Here is a 15,956-nt window from a genome sequence, read left to right as displayed (position 1 = left end):
CTTAGCGTACCTTCTGTTCTTTTAAAGAATTCCTTCACCTGTTGTCTTTTTCGATATATAGTTCGAACCGAGTACAAATATAAGTCCAACGACTGCCTGGAACAGTCCAACGACGGTTGCCAGCGTATATTGCCCCGATTCCAGCCCGACCCGGTATACAAAGGTACTGAGCACATCGGAATATTCACGTACTGCCGTATTTCCGATAATATAAGGACGATCAAAGCCGATGCTGACCATGTGACCCAAATTAAGAATGAGCAGAGTTACGATGGTGGGCTTGATGCTTGGTAGGGTTATATGCCAGATTTTCTTCAGCCGCGTCGCTCCATCAATCTCTGCCGCTTCGAACAGTTCCTTATTAACACCCGTCAGCGCAGCCAGATATAGAATAGTTCCCCAGCCTGCACTTTGCCAGACACCAGTGAACAGGTAGGTCACGAGCCATGGGTTTTTTTCCGTCAAAAATGGTATCGGATTTAAACCCATACTTTCAAGTACACCGTTTACCATACCGGATTGGTTACCGAATAACTGGTACACAATTCCCCCTATAATGACCCACGAAATAAAGTGAGGGATATACAGAATCGTCTGCGATATTTTTTGAAACCATTTAAACCGGATTTCATAGAGCATGATGGCTAATATAATGGGAGCAGGAAACGAAACGATCAGATCAAGAAAATTCAGCATAAAGGTGTTGCGCAACGTGGTGTAGAAATCTCGCATCCCGAATACCTCACGAAAGGCATCAAAACCGATCCACTCACTGCCGTTAATACCTTGAAACAGATTAAAATCCTTAAATGCGATCTGAACGCCATACATCGGTCCGTAGCGGAACACCACGAAATAGATGAGGGGCAGTGAAATCAACGCGTATAATTGCCAATACCTCTTCAAGTATGCGGTCAAGTCGGTCTCCTCCTAACAACGAAGAAACACTGTGCCGCCTTAACCTCAGCCGACGGCACAAGTCCCTTCATGAATGATGCGATATCAAGCTTGTGTTCTTTGGATTCGTACGTTCATACATATCTCCGACTACTATTTCGCAGCAAGCTCCTGAACCGCTTGATCCAGTTCCTTCTTCAGTTCTGTGCCACCCAGGGACATGAAATCATTCATTTCCCGTTCATACACTGCGTCGAACTCTTCCGGTTTAGCCATTGCTGTTTTTACGATAATGACATTAAGCTTATCTTTGAGCGCCGTGCTGTACTTCATCTCTGCCTGAATCGGTTTGTCAAAAATGATGGGTCCTACCGTGTCGGTGTTGGCAATATCAATCGACTGTTTGAGCATTTCCTGATTATTTTGCGGGAAGCCCATGATCCACGCTTTTTCGTTGGTAGCCTGATCACCGATATTTTTACCGTTTGAGATAATAGCTGTATCCCCTGCGTTGAACAGACGATCCTTCGCTTCCTGTGAAGCATCCTCTTTGACAACAGGAATTCCGTCTACCAGATCATAGTTCTCTCCTTCCACGCCGCTGTAAATATCAATCAGGTTATTGTCTGATGCCATCCAATCCAAATATTTAATTGCTTCCACCGAACGTTTGCTGCTCTTCGGAATCATGATGTACATGCCGTTTGAGCCGTAACGGGATTTGATATGTTTGTTGTCTACGTTAGCGTTGGTATATGCATCGACCGGAAGCACTTTACTGCCCTGCGCATTTTTAAGCAAATTATCCAGTGTGCCATCTGCATAGAAGATGGCGTCGACATCCTCAGACCAATAGCCAATGTTGCCGTTCTGTACATCCTTCACCAGTTGAGCCTTATCTTCATCCAAACTGAAGTCCTTGCTGATCAAACCTTCATTGTATAGCTTGTTCATGAACTTCATGGCATCCTTGAAGCCTTCATGGAGAGGCAATTCATAACGTTGGGCATAAGTCAGATCCCCGCTGATTGGCTTGATAAATGAGTAGATTAGAGTCTCGAACTGAGCTGGCGCCAGTGCCATTCCCATTGGAATGTTTTTGCTACCAAGTCCACCAGGGTCCTTCTCTTTAAATGCTTTCAAAGTGGTATACAATTCATCCGTCGTCTTCGGTACTGGCAATCCCAGTTTATCCAGCCAATCCTGACGAATATAAGAGCTATATCTGCCTGTGATGGCACGTTTGCCAGGAACTGCGAACTGCTGGCCCTCTAATTGACCAAACTTAAGGGTGTCCTCGCCAAGGAATTTTTTCAGGTTTGGTCCGTATTGATCAATCAACTCTCCCACATCAGTCAGACCGCCTTGTTCGGCGTAACGATAAAATACACTTGAGTCATATACAAATACAATATCCGGAACATCCGTATTACTCGCCATTAGGACATTCAGCTTTGTTACTTCCTCCGAGCGCTGAATCGGTACGAATTGTATATCAATGTTATTCGGGTCGCCGAACCGTTCCTGTATCAGTTTGGACAAATAGTTATTCGTAATGGTATAAGGGGAAGGACTATTGCCGCGATCAAACACCTCCACTTTTAAAGTGACATGCTCGCCATTGCCTGATGCACTGCCTTCTGATTCCTGATTCGATGCAGATGAACAGCCGGCTAGCAAGGAAACTCCCATTACCATAGTAAGCGCCAATCCCATCCATTTCTTTAGACTCCCTTTGGTTGCTTTTCCTGTCATTTTGTCATCTCCTTAGCATTGCGTGAATGTTTAAAGCTTGCCCAGAGTATTCCACATCTTTCCGTGCTCTGGCAATAAACTCGTTTCGGAAACGCTTACATAAGGATAATGGTTTATCCCGAGCGACGATTTTCGCAGACTGACTATATTCGTAAAGGGGCCACAAATAGCGTAAATCAAGGGTTTCTTGCATAAGCGCAGACTTTAAGCGGAATACAGGTTTACACTATAAGCAAAAAAGGCGGACTCCTGCATTGCTTCTCCTGAGAGAAGCCTGCATGAATTCCACCCTGTGCTTAGCACGATATAATGCGTAGCATGGGCCTTTGAATTACGACTCGGGATCGTGATGTTCACGTTTCATACGGCGATAGTCTCCCGGAGTAATACCCTCAACCCGTTTAAATACACGTCCCAAGGTAATTCCATTGGCATACCCCACCTTCAAGGCAATGTCCTGCAGGGAAAGATCCGTACTCCGCAGAAGACGCTCCGTTTCCTTCATCCGTAATTCTGTAAGGAAGTCTACAAATTTCATATTGAACTCTGTCTTGAACAAATAACTCGCATGTTTGCCGGTTATCTGGAATCGATCACTCAGATGTTTCAGCGAAAGATCAGGATTCGCAAACTGTTCTTCGATATAGTTTTTCATTTCATTGACCATTGCTTTGTAGCTCTTGGTTTCAGTTACCGACACATAAGTTCTGAACAGATCCGTTAGGTCATCTAAAAGAATGTCTTTCACACCTTCAAGTGTCTCCGCTTCTTTTATCAGCATCAACCACTTGTTTATGTTTTCCTCCGATAATTTCTCCTGCAGCTGTTCAGACATGACCGCTACTTCCCGGCTGAGCATCTGTAGCATCGCCTGAATCAAGGAGTGAATCTCATCATCTGGCAGCTTATCACGTTCAAAAGCCGCGAAGGTCTCCTCCAGTTGATCACGCCACTGACTGCTCGACATCCTAAACCGTTTAACAAAATCAGCAATCATCTGCAAATAAGTATAGGTATCAAGTAGCTGCTGCTGGGTTTCTCCATACCCGGCCAGAGCGACATCACCGTCCCTCAGCAATCTGCGGTGCATCACAGTCTCAGCCGCCACGTATGATTCACGAATAGCCTTGATGCCCTCTGCGATCGGTCCGATACCGAAACTCAATGATATACGCAGATTCTGCTCAACCCAAGATCGGCATTCCTCCGCAACTAAGCGAATCTGCTCAGTCATGTCCGAGCTGCCGTCTTTGGACAGGAAAAGGATCGCAATCTGATCCGGGCTGACCCATTCCGTCCAGCATTGCATACCCGCATTGCGCGAGAGCTCTTGCAGAACATTCATCAACGCAAATTTGAGTGTATTCTGCTCACCTCTCGTAAACCGTTCCTGGAATCCCTTCTCATATCGGTTGATTTCGCCAACCACAACAGCGAAGAATGACGAAGTATCCACGCCAGTTAACGGGGAAAGATCCTTTAATCGCTCTACCGCATGATCCAGATTCTCCCCATTCAGCAGATCGTTAAAAAGTTTGCTTCGTTGCAACAGAACGTTTTCCCTACTCTTTTTGTCCGAATCCATCATATGGTTTATTAGGTTTTCCAACACGCCATCAATCAATTTCATCTCATCGGTCCGTGAACCCGATTGCTCCAGCACCCGAATCTGATGCGCCTCAATCCGATTCATAATAATCTGAATCGGTTTATAGTTGCGACGAGTGATATAGATAATATAGACGATCGCACAAATGACGGTAACAACCGCAATAACCACCCATACATAGGAAACCACCGATACCCAAGCATACAGGTTCCCCTCCTTAATTCCACTGGAGATCGTCCAACCCAATCTTTCCAGCGAAAGGGTGTTCAGCTCTTGTCCTTCTGCAGCACCTTCACGATCTGAATGCGCATCGTATACAACCTGACCGTCACGGTCAAGAATGCTCATGAAGGAAAGCTGTCCATTAACCATACTATCAATGCTCTGCTCAATGCTGCTCATCTTGATATTAATGACAAGCGCCCCCTCGGAGCCGAATGGCAAGGGCATATCCTTATCCACCGTCAACACCCGAATAGGCGTACGCTGATTAACTCCTGCATCGTATTCCCTGACAGGTTGCCAGCCTGAAGAAAGAGAACCGGACTCGATCCGGTCGATCCACGCCTTGTCTGAAAAGCTATCTACATCCTTGGAGCCGCTTGATGTTAAAACGCTTTCATTTTTCTTGTCATACAAATAAATCGATTGGATCCAAGGGTTGGAACTCGTCAGCTCACGCAAGCTTTGTGCAATGCTATACACGGTCTCTTTGCCCACCTGGTTCTGGCTATTAAAATAATATTTATAGGCCTGCTCACTCTGCACCGCTTCCATAACCGACAACTCAATATCCCGGATCGTCCGGTCCAGACTGTCCACCAAATAGCTGGAGGAGATACGGTCTGCTTTCCTTGTTTCTTCCCTGGAGATGTCATTAATGAAAACAAAAGCGATAAAAATGAGTACGGTCATGGTAAGAAAGAAAATAGGAAAATAAGAAAACAGTAAACGATAATACCAAGTCCGGGACAATAGACCCCACTCCTCACTCCACGACACCGTTGTATAATAGCCGTGGTTCTACTGTTCATCACATCAGTTACATCTCTGGGATTGAATTCCCCATACACGCAGCCATAAAATCAATTTTAAGTTATTATAGCACAAGCCCCCAGGTAGCAAATCAGTAACGACTCTCTCCTTTTCCTTAACTCATCCGCATCTCTATCCTAATCCAACATAAAAAATAAAAACCGTGCTGAGCAGCAAACTACTCAAACACGGTACAGTACACCTGGATTCACACAAATCTGTGCTGCATGATTAAATCCCTGAATCTTTAAACAACGTCGCCATGGAGCCACCATCCACAATAATGCGAACAGCACGGGCAAGCATTGGAGCTACGGGCAACACTTTGAAGCATTCGGGATGGTCATCCGGCAGTGCGATGGAGTCTGTGACCACCACCTCGGCTATAGACGGGTGATTGAGTTTACTTAGTGCTCCGTCCGAGAACAGGCCATGTGTTGCGCATACATATACGTTTTTGGAGCCTCGCTCCTTCAACCCTTCAACAACATTGAGAATTGTCGTTCCAGTATCGATCAGATCCTCAATAATAATCGGAGTTCGACCCTCAACATCCCCAATGACATGCGTAATGATCGATTCATTGTGGCTTGGCCGCTTCTTGATCATAATGGCAAAAGGGGAATCCAGACGATTCGCCAGTTTCTCCGCCATCGAAGCTCGTCCCGCATCAGGGGAGACAACTACTGGATTTTCAATCCCTTTACTCAGCAAATAATCACTGATGAGATCCAATGATGTCATGTGATCCACAGGAATATTGAAAAATCCTTGAATTGCCGCTGCATGCAGATCAATGGTAACCACCCGGTTTGCTCCGGCGGTAGTTAACACATCCGCAACCATCTTGGCCGAGATCGGCTCACGCGGAGCAGACTTGCGTTCCTGACGGGCATATCCGTAATAAGGAACAATAATATTTACCGTACGGGCAGAAGCCCTTTTGGCTGCATCAATCATGACGAGCAGTTCAACGAACAACTCGTTAATCGGATGAGATAATGATTGTATCAGAAACACATCACAGTTGCGGATCGTCTCTTCGTAGTGAACGTATATTTCTCCGCTCTTGAACCGGGACAGTTTGATCTTGCCTAGTTGTACACCCAGCTTGTCGCATACCTGTTCTGCCAGCTTAGGGTTCGATGAACCGGAAAAAATACGTAACGAATGCTGCATAATGCCCTCCCGAGGGTTGAAGTCCCAATATAATCCTTTATCTAAAAAGGTTATTTCCTACCCTCATTATACTCCACTGCCTTATACATTTAAAGAAAGGAACGAGCGCTGTCGGCCTTCAAAAACGGCTACCTCCGTACAGCCCAGCTCACGCAAGAGCGCCTCGGCCTCAGGCAGATAATCCCCCAGCTTCAGCGGATCATGTGCATCGGAGCCAAGCGTCAGCGGAATCCCCAATTGAATGGCCTCCGTTAACATCCGGCGACCAGGGAACATCTCTGCACATGGCTTCGATAATCCTGATGCATTGAGCTCCATGGCACAGCCACTTTTCGCGATAGCTTGCAGCGCTGCGTTTTCAAGGGCTATACGCTCTTCAGTCTGCTCTGGTGCCGGAGTGAAGCCAAAGCGTTTGATTACATCCGTATGACCCATAATATCGTACATTCCCGTAGCTGCTGCTTTGCTAACAGCATCATAGTACTGACGATAGACTTCCAGTACGTCTTTGCCTTCCCAATGATGGGTCTGGCGAAAATCCGTAATGTCCCATTCCCCGAGAAAGTGAACCGATCCAATCACATAGTCCCATGGGTACCGCTCAATAATGGCCCGAATTTCTGTCTCCCAGCCTTCAATATAATCGCCTTCGAGACCGACACGTACATCGATCTGACCACGGTACCGCTCCTTCAGAGAAAAACACTCTTCCACATAACGCGGCAGCTCGTCCATGGGCATCGCCATCTCAGGATAATAGTGAGCAGGGTCTACATGCAGCAAAGGCATGTGATCCGAAAGCCCAATCTGCGACAGCCCAATCTCTACTCCACGCTGCACATAAGCCTCCAGCTTGCCAACAGCGTGACCACACCGCTCATGGTGTGTATGATAGTCTATACGCACAGGTTCGCCTCCTAATCGCGGCGAGGCCGCTCGTGGCGACGGCTCAGCTCTGACATGATGTCATCCAGCGGCAGCTTGCGCTCTTGCAACAGAACCAGCAAGTGGTACATCAGGTCACTGACCTCAAGACGAAGCTCGTCATTGTCTTTATTTTTGGCGGCAATGATCGTCTCGGACGCTTCTTCACCGATTTTTTTCAGAATTTTATCAACGCCTTTATCAAACAGGTACGTCGTATATGCGCCTTCCGGACGCTCACGTTCACGCTCTGCAATGACCGATTCCAGTTCAGCCAGTACTTCAAAACGGCTTTCGGAGCTAGCACTTGCAGTAGTTGCATTAGAATCGCCTGAAGCCTGGTCTGCGGATTGCTCTGGCAAGCCCACGATTTCATTATGGAAACACGTCACTGCTCCGGTGTGGCAAGCAGGTCCTTTCGGCTTCACCTCAACCAACAAGGTGTCACCATCACAATCGTATTTCAATGAAGTGATTGTCTGTACATTGCCTGAGGTTGCGCCCTTATGCCACAGCTCTTGACGCGAGCGTGACCAGAACCACGTTTCACCGGATTCCAGCGACAATTTCAGGGATTCCCGATTCATATAAGCCATCATCAGAACTTGACGCGTCTCTGTATCCTGCACAATGGCAGGTACCAAACCATCGCTCCAACGAATGTGTTCCACAACCTGTTCCAAGGATAACTGCTCCTTGATCTCATTGCTTACGTTAGTCACGGATCTCCACCCCTTGCTCTCTCAAATGTTGTTTTAACGCCGGAACGGCGATTTCTTTGTAATGGAATATTGTTGCCGCTAGTCCTGCATCCGCTTTGCCTGTAGTGAACACATCATAGAAATGGGATTCCTTGCCCGCACCGCCCGAAGCAATCACCGGAATACATACTGATTCGGATACCGCTGCAGTCAGCTTCAGATCGAATCCGTCCTTCGTTCCGTCCGCGTCCATGCTTGTCAGCAAAATTTCTCCAGCGCCTAAGGTCTCCGCCTGTTTAACCCAGTCCAGCGCCTTTATCCCTGAAGGTTTACGTCCACCATGCGTATACACTTCCCATTCGCCCCAAGCCTCATTATACTTGGCGTCTATTGCAACGACGATACACTGGGAACCAAAGCGGCGTGCTCCGTCTGCAATCAACTGAGGATTAAGCACAGCTGCCGTATTTACCGCAATCTTGTCCGCTCCTGCACGCAGAATGCGCTTCATGTCTTCTACTTTGGAGATCCCCCCACCTACGGTAAAAGGAATGGCGATCTCGCCTGCGGTTTGCCGCACCACTTCTTCCATCGTTTCGCGGCCTTCCACCGAAGCGGAGATATCGAGAAACACCAGTTCGTCCGCACCCTCGCGGTCATACAGCGCCGCCAGCTCCACCGGATCACCCGCATCGCGGAGATTGACGAAGTTAACGCCTTTGACAACCCGGCCGTCCTTCACGTCCAGACAAGGAATGATTCTTTTTGCCAGCATGCTCCTCCTCCTCTCTCCTGATGATCGTTATCGTGCAAATGTTTAATTGATTATATATAGTCCTGCTATTATTTATTTACCGCACGTACCGCTTCGGACAGATCAATACTGCCAGTATACAGCGCTTTGCCCACGATTGCTCCTCCGACACCATCTTCCGCATGCTTGCTTAAACGAAGCAGATCATCCATGACACTAACTCCCCCGGAAGCAATCACCGTACGGCCACTCGCCTTCGCAAGAGATACGATTGCTTCCACGTTAGGACCCTGCATCATGCCATCACGAGAGATGTCTGTGAAGATAAAGGTTTCTGCACCAAATGCAGCCAGCTCCTTCGCCAGTACCTCAGCCTGAACTTCCGATGTCTCAAGCCATCCACGTGTCGCCACATAGCCGTTACGTGCATCAATACCAATAGCAACTTTATCTCCATACCGACCCAGTACTTCTTCTGTAAAAGCACGATCCTCAATCGCAGCTGTTCCGATAATAAGGCGACTCACGCCGAGACCCAGCAAACGTTCTACATCAGCCACTGTACGAAGACCTCCACCTACCTGAACAGGCACGCTCACGGCCGAAGCAATACGCCCGATCAGCTCATCATTCACGGGATGACCTGCTTTTGCACCGTCCAGATCCACCAGATGAACGTATGTACCACCTTGCTTCTCCCAGGAAAGAGCAACTTGAACAGGGTCATCGTTATATACCGTCTCCTGATTGTAATCTCCCTGCACCAGTCTTACACATTTGCCGTCCCGGATATCAATTGCCGGATATATGATAAAAGATGACATACAAGGCCTCCTGAATATATTCATATTTGTGCTCTAGGCTACATTCTATATAAGTTTAGCTACGTATTATTTTAGAAGGATGAAATTAAAAAACCATATGATCCCAAATTATGATTACGCCTTCGATCCAGTCAACGCCAGGAAGTTTCCAAGCAGCTTCATACCCAGCTCTCCGCTCTTCTCCGGGTGGAACTGCATACCGAAATTGGAGCCTCTGCCAACAATCGCCGTAACCGGATGTCCGTAATCCGTTACTGCCAATAGATCGCTCTCTACGTCCGTACGTGCATGATATGAATGGACAAAATAGACATGACCTGCCTCAAGCCCCGCGAATAGCGGATTTTCCGGGTGCAGGAACTGCACTCGATTCCAGCCCATATGTGGAACCTTTAATTCTCCCGGTGCGAATCGCACGACTTTACCCGGCAAAATATTCAATCCATCATGCTCGCCATGCTCCTCACTTGAGCTGAACAACAGCTGCATGCCCAGACAGATGCCGAGAAGCGGTGTTGGTCCAGCTGCCGCTTCCTTCACCACAGCGTCCAATCCACTCTCTCGCAAGTGCACCATGGCATCGCCAAATGCACCTACACCTGGCAGAATCACACCATCTGCACCAAGAATCGCGTCCCGGTCACCTGTGACCAGCGCTTCGTAGCCAAGACGTTCGACCGCTTTGCCGACGCTGTGCAGGTTCCCCATACCGTAATCGACAATTGCAATCGCCATCGTCTACAGCACTCCCTTCGTGGAAGGCACACCTGTTACACGTGGATCAATCGTTGTTGCCTCATCCAGTGCACGTCCCAGTGCTTTGAAGATCGCCTCGATCATGTGGTGTGTATTTTGTCCGTAGTGTACGATAACGTGCAATGTAATGCGCGCTTCCAGCGCCAGTTTCCACAGAAACTCATGTACCAGCTCGGTTGAGAAGCTGCCCACTTGCTGAGATGGGTATTGTGCACGGTACTCAAAGTGAGGGCGGTTGCTGACATCGATGACTACCTGAGCGAGAGCCTCATCCATCGGTACAAATACACTCGCATAACGTTTGATGCCCCTCTTGTCACCCAATGCTTCACGAAGAGTCTGTCCCAGACAAATCCCGATATCCTCCACCGTGTGATGGTCATCAATATCAACATCGCCGCGCGCCTGTACGTTCAGATCGAATTGTCCATGCTTTGTGAACAGATCGAGCATATGATTCAGGAAAGGTACGTCCGTTTCAATCTCGGATTGCCCGGTTCCATCTACGGCAAAAGAAAGCTGAATGTTCGTTTCATTTGTTTTACGGTCTACCTCTGCCTGACGTACAGCACCCTTGTTCTGAAGGTCCAAACCATTATTCTGCTTATCCATTATCCGATTCCGCCTTTCCTTCCTGTTCTAACCGTACAGCGATCGCACGGGCGTGTCCTTCGAGCCCTTCATGCCGGGCCAGCTCTATAATCGCCGCTCCATTTTGGAGTAACGCTTCCTTGCTGTAATAGATCAAACTCGATTTTTTGATAAAATCATCCACGTCCACAGGTGAACTGAATCGGGCTGTTCCATTTGTCGGAATAATGTGATTCGGTCCCGCAAAATAATCCCCTACCGGCTCCGAACTATACGGGCCGAGGAAGATTGCTCCGGCATTCTCGATCCGGCCAGCGTAAGCCATGGGCTCCTGCACCATGATCTCCAGATGCTCCGGTGCGAGCCGGTTCACCACATCGATTCCCTCATCGATGGAATCGACCACAATAATTGCGCCATACTGCTCCACGGAAGCAGCAGCGATATCACGCCGCGGCAGCACTTCTAGCTGCTGCCGCACTTCGGCCTGCACGGCTTCCGCCAGCACGGCCGAGGTTGTGACGAGAATGGCCGATGCCATCTCGTCGTGCTCCGCCTGCGACAACAAGTCGGCGGCGACATATACCGGATTCGCCGTATCATCGGCGAGTACCACAATCTCACTCGGCCCGGCGATACTATCGATATCGACTGCGCCATAAACCTCGCGCTTCGCGAGCGCCACGTAAATATTGCCCGGTCCACAGATCTTGTCGACCGGGGCAATACTCTCCGTGCCGTAGGCGAGGGCGGCGATCGCCTGAGCGCCGCCAACCCGATACATCTCGCTTACGCCTGCTTCCGCAGCAGCCACGAGAATGTACGGGTTAATACCTTCACCGCCATTTGTTGACGGCGGCGTCACCAAAACAATCTCCGGCACGCCAGCCACCTGTGCCGGAATCACATTCATCAGCACCGACGAAGGGTACGCTGCTTTGCCGCCAGGTACATAAACGCCGACCCGCTTCAGCGGTCGGATTACCTGGCCCAGCAGACTGCCGTCCGGCTGCCAATCCATCCATGAGTTGCGCTTCTGCTTCTCATGAAACGCACGAATGTTAGCGGCGGCCTGACGGATCGCCGTCACGAAGGAAGGCTCCACAGCTGCATAGGCTGCTTGCAGCTCTTCCTGCGGCACGCGAAGCTCCGCAGCCGTCAGCTTCGTGCGATCCAGCTGCTCTGTGTAACGCAGCAGTGCTGCATCTCCTTCCCGGCGAATGTCGCTGACAATGCGCCGTACCGCTTCATTTTGCTCAGGTGTACCGTATTCCACTTCCCGCTTCAAATCAAACTCCCGTGCAGGTACAATTTTCATGAATACAACCTCCCTATCCCTGTATTACCTGTGGTACCTCTAATATCCGTTTATGCTATATGATCAATCATTGATTAGTTACTTCTGCTCCATCTTACATGCTTGATTTATCCCCGAAAGATCCCCGAAGACACCTCATTCGAGGCTGGAATTTTCCGTTGGAGAGCATCGCATAATGCTTGAATCCGTGCATTCTTCATCCGATAGCTGACCCGATTGGCAATAAGGCGGCTTGTGATATCCAGAATACCCGTCATTTCCACGAGTCCATTCTCACGCAACGTCTGGCCAGTCTCCACCAGATCGATGATTCGATCTGCCAAACCGATCAGCGGCGCCAGTTCGATGGACCCGTTCAGTTTGATTACTTCCACCTGCTGTCCTTGCTCGCGGAAATATTGGGAAGCGATTCTCGGGTACTTTGTTGCCACTCGCTGCTGAATGCCAGGTGTCCAGTCCGGTAGTCCAATAACAGACATGCGGCACTGGGCGATTCCCAAGTTCAACAATTCGTATACGTCCCGATTTTCCTCAAGCAGAACGTCTTTACCCACTATGCCAATATCCGCTACTCCATACTCCACATACGTTGGCACGTCTACGGGCTTCGCCATGATGAACTCCATCCCCGCTTCCGGCACTTCGATGACCAGCTTGCGCGTATCGTCCACGTCTTCCGGAATATCAAGCCCTGCTTCACGGAACAGTTTGGAGGCTTTCTTATAGATTCGGCCCTTCGGCATAGCTACCTTCAAAATATCCGACATCTTAGCGTCCCCCTCCATTTTCAGATCCGTACGTGATAACCTGCTCAGCCTGGATTGACTTGTTGCCTGTTAGAGCCTCTGCCCCATCTTTAGGAAGGAGGTATGTTACTACATTCTGACCAATGCTGCGTAGTCTCGCCGCCTCTGTTAGAGCCTCAGCCCGGTGTTCCGAAGTATATTGAATAAGTACAGGCTTCTTCTCTTCCATCGTAATTCCATGAACACCATCGATAATACGGTTTGTTTTGAGTGCAAATCCTGTAGCCGGTAATGAACGGCCAAACTGCTGTAACAGATTATCATATCGTCCGCCACTGCATACCGGGGATCCAAGCTCTGCCGCATACCCTTCAAACGTCATGCCTGTATAATAGGAGAAATCACCAATCATCGTCAGATCAATCAGCACATGCTCAGAAACACCGTACGCTTCCAACACTTCGAATACTGCACAGAGATGTGCAATGGACTGTGCTGCTTCAGTACTTGAACTCAGCTCTGCTGCGTGTGTACATACTTCTTTACCGCCACGCAGACGCAAAATAGCTTCAAGCTGCTCCTTCAGTTTCGGTTCCAGATACAATGCTTCAATGGATTGGCGATAGCCGACATAATCACGTCCCAGTAATCCTTCTTTCAACTGCTCCTGTTGTACCGTTTGGCCCGGAATGACTTCTTCCAGTAACCCATTCAGAAATCCCATATGACCCATCGCAATTTTAAAGGAAGAAACACCCGCTGCCTGCAAAGAAGCGATCGCAAGTGCTACAACTTCTGCATCTGCCTCTGGCGAATCATCACCGACAAGCTCTACACCTGTTTGGAAAAATTCCGCCTCACGCCCCGCTTCCTCTTCAATGGAACGAAACACATTCGCATGATAGGACAAACGCAGAGGAAGCTCCTCATCCTTTAATAGAGAAGAGACCACCCGTGCAATCGGAGCTGTCAGATCTGATCTTAGTACGAGCGTAGTCCCGCGACTGTTCAATAATTTAAACAGCTTGCGATCCGATGTGGAACTCGCTACACCTACGGTATCGTAGTATTCAATCGTTGGCGTAATGATTTGACGGTAACCCCAGCGTTCCATGCATTCCAGTACATTCCGCTCAATCGTTCGCAGCTTGGTCACCACATGTGGTGTATAGTCACGAAAACCTGTCGGTTTTTCAAAGCCTTTTGGTTTGGACATTGGTATTATTCACCCCGAGTCAGTAATTTAAGATTGGTAGACGTTCTATTTCAACAGGATTTATGTAGTGTAAATCCCCATTCTATCTTGTAACCTGAATTCTTATTGTTGCTGCCAGGCAGCCTTCAGAAAATGTTTAGTACGTGTTCATTTATCTTAACTATATTCAACTTCCATCTTGTTTCTTTAACATGGTAAAGTGCTAACAAACTAAAGTATATGGGATATGATAACATGAATGGCCATCCATCGTCAACAATACAGCCCCTTTGGGGTGCTTGTACTACATCCTCCATTTTGATCCCATTGCTGAGCATTAGTCTAATTATTTGTATACGAAAAAAGCTGCCATCAGCAGCTTCCTTATTCCAGTCAGTTCGACTTATTGCTCTTCCCCTGACTGAACCAATTCAGGTTAATTTCCGTATCCTTTGTTGATGATCTTTTCAGATATGTCCGTAGGCCGTCTCCCAAAATCATTTGTTTTCATCAGCCTTTACAACGATCTCCTCCGCTGAAGCATTCGAGCGAGACAGATCACGAAGTGGATTCCCTCCAACAAAAGCCCCCGGAGCTACATCCTTATGAACAACTGCTCCTGCAGCTACAACCGCACCGTCTCCGATGGTCACACCCGGCAGGATGGTTGAATTTGCACCGATCAGTACATTTTCCCCGATAATCACCTCACCGAGTCTGTACTCTTTAATAAGATACTCGTGAGCCAGGATCGTGGTGTTGTAACCAATCACGGAATTTTCGCCCACCGTAATTTTCTCCGGAAAGAACACATCAACCATAACCATCAATCCAAATGCCGTATGTTTACCCACCTTCATGCCGAGCATGCGACGATAGATCCAGTTCTTGACCGATAGAATCGGGCAGTACCGTGACAACTGAATCCAGATAAAATTACGCACGCCTTTCCACGGACTCACTGTCTTGTAGATATGCCAAAGTGCGTTATGGCCTTCTACGGGATAGCGGGTTACTTTTCTCATGAACGTTCCGTTTCAATCAGCTTAAGCAAGTCCTTCATGTCGTGCAAAATATAATCCGGGTTATAGCCGCTCAATACAGCCTCTCCCTTAAGTGACCAAGCTACGCCTGCCGCCAGCGCACCCGCGTTCTGTGCCGATTGAATATCGACTGGGCTGTCACCCACCATTAAAGTTTTGGAAGGATCTGCACCCAACTCTTTGATCGCCTTTAGGACCGGTTCAGCATGCGGTTTGGGATTTGTTACATCGGTAACCGTCACAATCGATTTCATATACTTCAACAGGTCGAAGCGCTCCAGCACCTTAAGAGTAGATGGACGAATCTTCGTCGTGACAACACCCATCACGATTCCTGCCTCATGAAGAGCTTCAACAACCTCAATCACGTGAGGAAACGGCTGAACCATCGCCTCATGATGAACGTCGTTGTACGCTCGATACCCTTTGACATACTCCGCAACATCCTCTTTCCCAGAGAACGTACGCATCTGATTCTCCAGTGTTCCTCCCATATGTGGGATGATCTGTTCGCGTGTCCAAGGGGTTGATAATTGCAAATCCTCCATTACATGAAGGAAAGAGTTGATTATTAGTTCATTCGTATCGATAATCGTTCCATCCAGATCAAACAAAACCGTGTCAATCAT

The 15,956-nt window shown here is 48.3% G+C and carries 15 protein-coding genes; all 15 read right to left on the bottom strand.

The features are described from left to right. Positions 1-21: 21 nt before the first annotated feature. The 15 genes from AC3ITG_RS00825 to ppaX all read right to left on the bottom strand — a co-directional run bounded on the left by AC3ITG_RS00825 (position 22) and on the right by ppaX (position 15,956). Positions 22-918, bottom strand: coding sequence for an ABC transporter permease (locus AC3ITG_RS00825; RefSeq protein WP_063566506.1), 897 nt, complete (start codon positions 916-918; stop codon positions 22-24). Between the two features lie 132 nt (positions 919-1,050). After that, entirely contained in the window at positions 1,051-2,652 is a 1,602-nt protein-coding gene (locus tag AC3ITG_RS00820) for an extracellular solute-binding protein (protein WP_489252522.1), read from the bottom strand. Positions 2,653-2,983: 331 nt separating this feature from the next. Continuing rightward, positions 2,984-5,236, bottom strand: a complete 2,253-nt coding sequence (locus AC3ITG_RS00815) for a helix-turn-helix domain-containing protein (protein WP_489252521.1) — start codon at positions 5,234-5,236, stop codon at positions 2,984-2,986. A gap of 291 nt (positions 5,237-5,527) precedes the next feature. Further along, positions 5,528-6,475 (bottom strand): ribose-phosphate diphosphokinase, encoded by a 948-nt coding sequence (locus tag AC3ITG_RS00810; protein WP_063566509.1) that lies wholly within the window; start codon positions 6,473-6,475, stop codon positions 5,528-5,530. 81 nt (positions 6,476-6,556) lie between these two features. Continuing rightward, on the bottom strand, positions 6,557-7,381 hold the full coding sequence (gene hisJ / locus AC3ITG_RS00805) for a histidinol-phosphatase HisJ (protein WP_489252520.1): 825 nt from the start codon (positions 7,379-7,381) through the stop codon (positions 6,557-6,559). An 11-nt stretch (positions 7,382-7,392) separates the two neighbouring features. Next, the gene (gene hisIE / locus AC3ITG_RS00800) at positions 7,393-8,121 is read right to left on the bottom strand and encodes a bifunctional phosphoribosyl-AMP cyclohydrolase/phosphoribosyl-ATP diphosphatase HisIE (protein ID WP_489252519.1); all 729 of its coding nucleotides are present in this window, start codon (positions 8,119-8,121) and stop codon (positions 7,393-7,395) included. Then, a complete protein-coding gene (gene hisF, locus AC3ITG_RS00795; protein WP_489252518.1) occupies positions 8,114-8,875 on the bottom strand; it encodes an imidazole glycerol phosphate synthase subunit HisF in 762 nt (253 codons plus the stop codon). The genes hisIE and hisF overlap by 8 nt, the downstream gene beginning before the upstream one ends. A gap of 68 nt (positions 8,876-8,943) precedes the next feature. Further along, on the bottom strand, positions 8,944-9,678 hold the full coding sequence (gene hisA / locus AC3ITG_RS00790; protein ID WP_489252517.1) for a 1-(5-phosphoribosyl)-5-[(5-phosphoribosylamino)methylideneamino]imidazole-4-carboxamide isomerase: 735 nt from the start codon (positions 9,676-9,678) through the stop codon (positions 8,944-8,946). 114 nt (positions 9,679-9,792) lie between these two features. Beyond that, positions 9,793-10,413 carry an imidazole glycerol phosphate synthase subunit HisH gene (gene hisH / locus AC3ITG_RS00785; protein WP_489252516.1) on the bottom strand — a complete coding sequence of 207 codons (621 nt, stop codon included), beginning with the start codon at positions 10,411-10,413 and terminating at the stop codon, positions 9,793-9,795. A 3-nt stretch (positions 10,414-10,416) separates the two neighbouring features. Beyond that, complete coding sequence (gene hisB / locus AC3ITG_RS00780) at positions 10,417-11,046, bottom strand: imidazoleglycerol-phosphate dehydratase HisB (protein WP_063566514.1); 630 nt, start codon at positions 11,044-11,046, stop codon at positions 10,417-10,419. Continuing rightward, positions 11,039-12,343 (bottom strand): histidinol dehydrogenase, encoded by a 1,305-nt coding sequence (gene hisD, locus AC3ITG_RS00775; RefSeq protein ID WP_072735751.1) that lies wholly within the window; start codon positions 12,341-12,343, stop codon positions 11,039-11,041. Before hisD ends, hisB begins: the two co-directional genes overlap by 8 nt. Before the next feature lie 107 nt (positions 12,344-12,450). Next, positions 12,451-13,110 (bottom strand): ATP phosphoribosyltransferase, encoded by a 660-nt coding sequence (hisG, locus tag AC3ITG_RS00770; protein WP_489252515.1) that lies wholly within the window; start codon positions 13,108-13,110, stop codon positions 12,451-12,453. 1 nt (position 13,111) lies between these two features. Then, positions 13,112-14,305, bottom strand: coding sequence for an ATP phosphoribosyltransferase regulatory subunit (locus AC3ITG_RS00765; RefSeq protein ID WP_400349239.1), 1,194 nt, complete (start codon positions 14,303-14,305; stop codon positions 13,112-13,114). Positions 14,306-14,781: 476 nt separating this feature from the next. Continuing rightward, a complete protein-coding gene (locus AC3ITG_RS00760; RefSeq protein WP_413374435.1) occupies positions 14,782-15,309 on the bottom strand; it encodes an acyltransferase in 528 nt (175 codons plus the stop codon). Further along, complete coding sequence (gene ppaX / locus AC3ITG_RS00755) at positions 15,306-15,956, bottom strand: pyrophosphatase PpaX (RefSeq protein ID WP_489252514.1); 651 nt, start codon at positions 15,954-15,956, stop codon at positions 15,306-15,308. The genes AC3ITG_RS00760 and ppaX overlap by 4 nt, the downstream gene beginning before the upstream one ends.

Source organism: Paenibacillus sp. GL_099_B (genome assembly GCF_057835695.1).
The sequence above is the reverse complement of the archived record's forward strand: the minus strand, read 5'-3'. Positions and strand labels throughout refer to the sequence as shown.